This window comes from Shewanella sp. SR1 (assembly GCF_020447145.1).
GTDB classification, from domain to species: Bacteria; Pseudomonadota; Gammaproteobacteria; order Enterobacterales; family Shewanellaceae; genus Shewanella; species Shewanella baltica.
In genome coordinates this window covers 1-6,990 of record NZ_JAJAEF010000050.1, presented here as the reverse complement: position 1 = coordinate 6,990, position 6,990 = coordinate 1, and the positions used below count along the sequence as shown (strand labels likewise).

At 46.2% G+C, this 6,990-nt stretch carries 3 protein-coding genes and 1 pseudogene; 2 read left to right on the top strand and 2 right to left on the bottom strand.

Annotated elements, in window-relative coordinates:
- Window positions 1–251: 251 nt before the first annotated feature.
- The gene (locus KV201_RS22190) at window positions 252–1,454 is read right to left on the bottom strand and encodes a porin (RefSeq protein WP_226060632.1); all 1,203 of its coding nucleotides are present in this window, start codon (window positions 1,452–1,454) and stop codon (window positions 252–254) included.
- A 222-nt stretch (window positions 1,455–1,676) separates the two neighbouring features.
- A complete protein-coding gene (locus KV201_RS22185) occupies window positions 1,677–4,106 on the bottom strand; it encodes a DNA polymerase II (protein WP_226060630.1) in 2,430 nt (809 codons plus the stop codon).
- A 120-nt stretch (window positions 4,107–4,226) separates the two neighbouring features.
- On the opposite strand from KV201_RS22185, the gene dinG reads away from it, so the two are divergent.
- Window positions 4,227–6,299, top strand: a complete 2,073-nt coding sequence (dinG, locus tag KV201_RS22180) for an ATP-dependent DNA helicase DinG (protein ID WP_006081149.1) — start codon at window positions 4,227–4,229, stop codon at window positions 6,297–6,299.
- Window positions 6,300–6,308: 9 nt separating this feature from the next.
- A pseudogene (locus KV201_RS22175) lies at window positions 6,309–6,881 on the top strand (TSUP family transporter); the annotation flags it as partial.
- Between the last annotated feature and the right edge of the window lie 109 nt (window positions 6,882–6,990).

The window sequence follows — 6,990 nt, the reverse complement described above, 5'->3', positions numbered from 1 at the left end:
GGTTAGCATAAGTCTTGGCATGGCTTGAGGTTATGGTTACTTTTGGCGAAGCAAATTATAACGTCTTGCCATGCTGTCTAAAAATCACTCTCGAAAGATCAACAGACCCTAGTACCAATAAGTGCATATGGCTCATAGGTTTCTAAAAATGATAAACAACTCAAAACAAAAATATGCAAAAAAGCCAGTCATTGCTGACTGGCTTTTTGGGGAATATCTGAAAAGGTTCTTACTTTAAAGAAACTTGAAACTTAGAGAGTGTAACGGATACCGATTGCTACGCCATCAGATTCAGAAAGTGCCATTCTGGCTTCATGTTCCCCAGAAAAATCACTGTAATCTTTACGTGCTTCTACGTACAGAACTGTGTTTGGATCCCACACAAAGTGCAAACCGACAACGACAAACTGACGCTTAAACTCATCTGTAGGTTTGGCATTGAAGTTTGGCTGGATAACATAATCTTTACCGGCATCAAGCACGTTGTAAGAAATGAATGGACGTAGGCCATTGTCAAACTTGTAAGAAACTAAACTTTCAATACCATAGGCATCTTTGATCAAACGACCAATGTTGTCAGTATCATGGTTTTCTTGTCTGTTAACGTTTGCAGCAGCATATAAACCATCGTTATCGAAGTTACCCCAAGTGATACCTGCACCGTAGATAAGATCAACCGCTGTGGTTTGTTCGCCGTTACCAAAACTCACATCAAACTCACCACGGTTAACACCCGCAGTTAAAGTCAGCATATCAGTGGCTTTATAGGTCAGCGCGCCACCATAAGTGTAGTTGTACTCAACTTGTTGAGCCGCTTTATCACCACTTTCCCAGTTCGCTTGACACTGAGCTTGAGTAATATCATCGGTGGTATCACAAGTATAGAAGCTGCTGTTTTTCAACTGCGCTTGAACTGCGAAGCTAACATCGCCAAAGGCGTTACGATACTGGACCGTTTTATCACCACGACCCACGCCGTTTACCGCGCCGTCATCTTTGTTATAAGTGTAAACACCTGCAGTGTTGCCGTCCCACACAAAACCGTAGTTAGTGTTGTAAACGACATCGTACCAAGCACCCCACTGCTTACCGATAGTTAGTGTTCCATAAGTGTCATGGGACAGACCTGCGTAACCTAAACGGTTATAGAAGAACTCTTCTTGAACAGATTCGAAGCGATTGTTATAGATGATATCGCTGCTACCAACTGGGTTTACGCCCCACTCTAATTTAGCAAAGGCTTTCCAACCGTCAGTCAACTCACGATTAAAACCAAAATTAATGCGAGATGCGCCGTTAACAACCTCAGTTTCCCCTTGAGTGTTGATCACGCGTGCATCAATAAAACCACCGATTTCTACGGCATTTTTATTATCTTTATAGATCTCGATAGCCGAGACTGATGGTACTAAAAAAATTGCTGCAAGCGCAGTTGCTACTAACGTCTTGTTCATTTGGTGCTTAACCTTTTTTTGTTTATGTTCTGCCAACGTCATTCCGTTGTTATATTTCCTTACAATTTCCACTTAAAGGGTAGCAAATTTTCAATATCCCCTCAAAGCGAAACCTAAAGAATATGTCGATTAACATCACAAAAACAAACCAGTTAACCTCTACAAAACAGGTTAAAACGCTACATTCTCCACCTATCGCAACACATAAAGAACATTAAAACACTATATTAACAGCAACTGCTTTGACGCAATATCCATGTAGTTTAGTTTCATTATCGAAAATACCGGCTCTGCAATAGGGCCAATTTGCTTATCAATGTAGTATTGGTAATCAATTGGTGACGTTCTGTACAGTAAGGGTTCCGGTCCATTTACAGTAATCAGGTAGTCAATTTGCGCCCCACGCTTGCCAAAAGTGGTGTCACCTGTTAAGTCGCATAGTTGCTGGGCGACTTTAACATGTGGTGAAGATTTAGCCGTGTAATCTTCGATATTGCGCCGCATGCGTTTACGAAATACCAAATCATTATCCAACTGACCATCAAGTAGTTTTTCAAACACGCTGGCTAAATAAATACTGATATCCCTTTGGTTAAACATTCGCTCATAGAGTGACTCTTGGACTTTGCGCGCTAAGGGGCTCCAATCACTCCGCACTTGTTCCATACCTTTAAAGGTGAGCTCAAGTTCATCGCTCGCATTGCGCCACGCGCCAACATAACGTTTTTTACTGCCTTCTAATGAGCCTCTTAAGGTTGGCATAAAGAACTGCTCGTAATGCCGCTCAAACTGTAACTCGAGAAAACTCTCAACTTGGTGATCAGCACAGGTCTTAGCCTGCCACTTAGCATTGATATCCTGCGCCAGAGTGTTACCTAAGGCGTTAATGTCTGAGAGGTCAGGCTCGCCGCCAAGCCACACAAAGGTCGAATCCGTATCGCCATAAATCACTTGATAGCCCATCTCTTCTATCCATGCACGGGTTTGTTTCATGATTTGATGGCCACGCATCGTGATCGAACTTGCCAACTTGGCATCATGAAACACGCAGCCTTGAGAACCTAAAACCCCATACAGCGAGTTCATGATAATTTTTATCGCTTGGGATAATGGCGCATTGTGCTCACGCTTGGCCTTTTCGCGCTGCTCAGATAAGGTTTGAATTAGCTTAGGTAAAATAGGCTGTTGCCGACTGAAACGGCCGCCAAGAAAACCCGCAACACATTCAGACTCGGGCAACTGCAAGCCTTCAATCAATCCCTTAGGATCGATCAAAAAGGTGCGAATAATGGAGGGATACAAGCTTTTAAAATCGAACACTAAGATGTGTTTATAAAGACCCGGCACAGAATCCATCACATAGCCACCAGGACTTTCAATGCCCTGACTCACAGGCTCTGCTGGAGCGACATAACCCGCGCGATGTAAATGTGGTAAATACAAATGATTAAACGCCGCCACCGAAGCCCCTACCCGCCCGAGTTCTAAACCTGTCAGTTCAGCACGCGCGAGGGCAAAATCCCACAATTGAGTGTGAGTAAAAATATCCCACACTAGGCGGCTATCGGTAAGATTATAATGCGCTAAGGCTTGTTTATCGGTCTTAAACAGCTGGTCAATTTCTTCAACGCGATTATCGACGTTATGAATGGCCTTGCCTTCACCTAATAATTGCCGCGACACAAATTCAAGCGAGAAACGCTCAAAGTGATAAAAAGCGGCTTTAAGCCAATCGATACCATCGAGTACCACACGGCCCGGTAAGACTAAGGTTTCTGGGCGAAACTTATTGTCAACTTTCCAATCGAGCTTAGCGCCGCCGCGGCCAATAGTGAGCGGAATACGGTGTAATAATGCACGGCGTGACAACAGCGAGAGATCAAAACTCACCACTGACCAACCGATAATAAAGTCAGGATCAAACTCATGGAACCACGCAATTAATCGATGGATCAGCGCCGCTTCATCGGCCACCCATTCAATATATTCGGGGGAGTTTGATTCAGCTTCGCCCACCATAATCACTTTTTCATAAGTCTGCTTGAGGCTGCCTTGCCCCACGTCTCGGCCACTGTCTTGACCATATAGCGCGACCGAATAGAGTAAGCCCTCAAAGCTGCATTCAAAATCCAGTGAGATACAGCGTAAATTCACCGCCGTTAAAGGGGCAATACTCTTAGCCCGCTCGGCGATAAACACGGGCAGCGAGTTAGCCTCAAGACTGTCGCTAGTCGGCGCAGAGAAATGCCCTAAAAATGCCACATCCAGCGCCACAAACCGCTCGATTAAATAACGCTGTTCAGGGCGAATATCCGCTTCAAATAAAGGGATATCGGCATCTTTTGCGATGCGCTGTAAGGTACGTAAGCTGTTGCTCGATTTAGCATAAACTCCACTGACGGCGCCGCCTTTAAAGCTTTTGAGCGCTAACGGCACAAACCGCAATGCTTGACCCGGCGTTTGTAACTGTAAAGCCGCCACATCCGTTTGATGACAAAAACAAATGTGTTCAGTGCCTTGCACTTCCACCAGCACAGGACCTTGGGCGGTCGCCAGATAATACTGCAACACTAAACTCCCATGACGATGAATCGCATGGCGTGTTAAGACTCGACCTTGTACACTAACGGCCGTTGTTGCCTCTGGCTTCATCGCATGGGTTCCCAAATCGTATAGCTACTCAATTTAAATGCCGCCAAATGGCAGAAAAGTTTCTTAGGCTATGCAATCACTGTTATTATGTACAGCATTAATTCGATAAAGTAGTGACGCATGTTACCTGACAATGTAAAAACCCAGATCCGCGCCATCTATAAGGATATCGCTACCGCCTTGCCTCATTTTAGGCCGCGTCGCGAACAAAACTATATGGTGGCGGAAATCTCTAAGACCCTCGCTGGCGACTATGACAAAGATAGACGCATCATAGTGGTCGAAGCAGGGACTGGTATCGGTAAATCATTGTCTTATATTCTCGGTACCATTCCACTGGCATTAGCGAGCAAGAAAAAAGTCTGTATCGCCACCGCGACCGTCGCCCTGCAAGAACAATTACTGCATAAAGACTTGCCCTTCTTCCTTGAGCAATCCGGTTTAAATTTCCGCTTTGGCCTAGTCAAAGGTCGACAACGTTATGTATGTCTATCGAAACTGGCGATGCTCATCGGTGACGACAACAGTACACAAATGGCCATGTGGCAAACTAAGCCTGACAATAGCCAAGTGGCTATGATGCATGGCCTGTTAAAAGACTATAACGAAGGTCGCTGGAACGGTGAAATCGATACCTTAGCCGTGCCGCTGCCCGATCACTTGTGGCAACAAATCGCCTGCGACAAACACAGCTGTCATCGCCAAGTCGCCAGCCACAGAAATTGCCCGTTCCATAAAGCCCGTGAAGATGTCGATACCTGGGACGTGCTCATCGCCAACCACAGCTTGTTATTCGCCGATTTAGAGCTAGGTGGTGGCGTGATTTTGCCCGATCCCGAAGACGTGTTTTATGTTATCGATGAGGCACATCACTTACCGATAGTCGCGCGGGATTTCTCCAGCGCACAAGCCACACTGAGGGGCGCATGCGACTGGCTCGAAAAAATTGGTAAAACCTGCGCTAAGTTACAAAACCAAATAAAGAGCAACAATATCATTGCCCCCGCGCAGGCAATGCAAGATCATTTAGGCGATCTTATCGCCCAGCTCAATCAAGTGGCCCACTACTGCGATACCCAGACTAAGCACTTTGCTAATCCTGAAAACCGTCTGCGTTTTGAGCACGGCAAACTGCCTGACTCATTACTCATTCTGGCTGAAAACCTTGCAGTGACCTCTAATCTTGCCCTCAAACAGTTTAATAAAATGCTGTCACTGTTGGCAGAGGCGATTAAAGATGGCGACATTCCTAAACATCAATCCGAAGCACTATTAGCCGAAACCGGATTTATGCTGCAAAGGCTCGAGAATCTACAAAAATTGTGGAAGATGATGGCCAAGGAAGATAAACATAAAGGTGCCCCTATGGCGCGCTGGGTCGAGCTCATCACAGGTAAACAAGTGGATTATCTGTTTAGCGCCTCGCCTATCGAAGTTGGCTTTATGCTGGAATCCATGCTGTGGCAAAAAGCCGCGGGCGTAGTTTTATGTAGCGCCACGCTGCGCGCACTCAATAACTTTGACCATTTCGTGCATCAAGTTGGGTTGTCACTCAATGATGGCAGCCGTTATTTAGCCTTACAATCGCCCTTCGATTATCCCAATAACGCGACACTTTATTTACCCAAAATGCGCACTGAGCCGACGGACGATGCCTATACGGCAGAACTTGCCGAGCAAATCGTCACCCTGATTGAAGGGGAAATGGCCACCTTAGTGTTATTCGCCTCCTACTGGCAGATGGAAAAAGTGGTTGAATTACTTGAAGGTAAACTCACCACAGAGCTGCTTATTCAAGGCAATGCGCCACGGCAACAGTTGTTAGAGAATCATAAAGCTAAGTGCGATAAAGGCGAACCGAGCATATTGTTCGGCACTGGCAGTTTCTCCGAAGGCCTCGACTTACCCGGCGATTATCTGACGAACTTGATCGTCACTAAACTGCCCTTTGCGGTGCCAACCTCGCCCGTTGAGCAAGCCCATGCGGAATATGTCAAAGTCAAAGGCGGCAATCCCTTCTTGCAACTGACTATCCCAGATGCTTCACGTAAGCTTATTCAAAGTTGTGGTAGATTACTGCGTAAAGAGCAAGATTATGGCCGAGTCACCATTTTAGATAGGCGGTTAGTTACTAAACGCTATGGCAAGTCCTTGCTGGACGCCTTACCGCCCTTTAGACGTGTCATAGAGTAGGATTAAAATTTGGAATTGTTACTCGAGCCCAGTCATTGGGCCCTGTTGGCAGTTATAGGTCTTATCGCTGGATTCATCGATGCCGTTGTTGGCGGCGGTGGCCTATTGTCGATCCCCGCACTGTTAACCTTAGGCATAGCACCGCACACCGTATTAGGTACCAATAAGTTAGCCGCCAGTTTTGGCTCTTCAATGGCGGCTTGGACCTATTATCGTCAGCACCTTTTTAAACCCTCGTTTTGGTACATGGCCTTTATTGCCACCTTTATTGGCGCCGTATTGGGCAGTTTCTTAGTCTATTTAGTCGATACCCAATGGCTCGAAAAAGTCCTGCCGCTGCTGATCATTGGCATTGCCATTTACAGTTTAGTCAGCCCCAATGCGATATCGGACGTTAACTGCCAAGCCCCAACCAGCAAACCACCCGCCAAGCAACAATGGCTACAGGGACTCGCTCTAGGCACTTATGATGGTTTTGCCGGCCCTGGCATTGGCGCGTTTTGGACTGTCACATCCGGCTCTTTGTATAAACTGCCTTTACTGCACAGTTGCGGCCTCGCCCGTGCGATGACCTTCACCAGCAGGCTTTGTTTCCTAAATCAGTTGAACTAAAACCATAGCTGGTGATCTGATCGACATAGCCCATCAACTCGCCCATCAATCGTGTCAAAACCTCAATATAAAACAATCA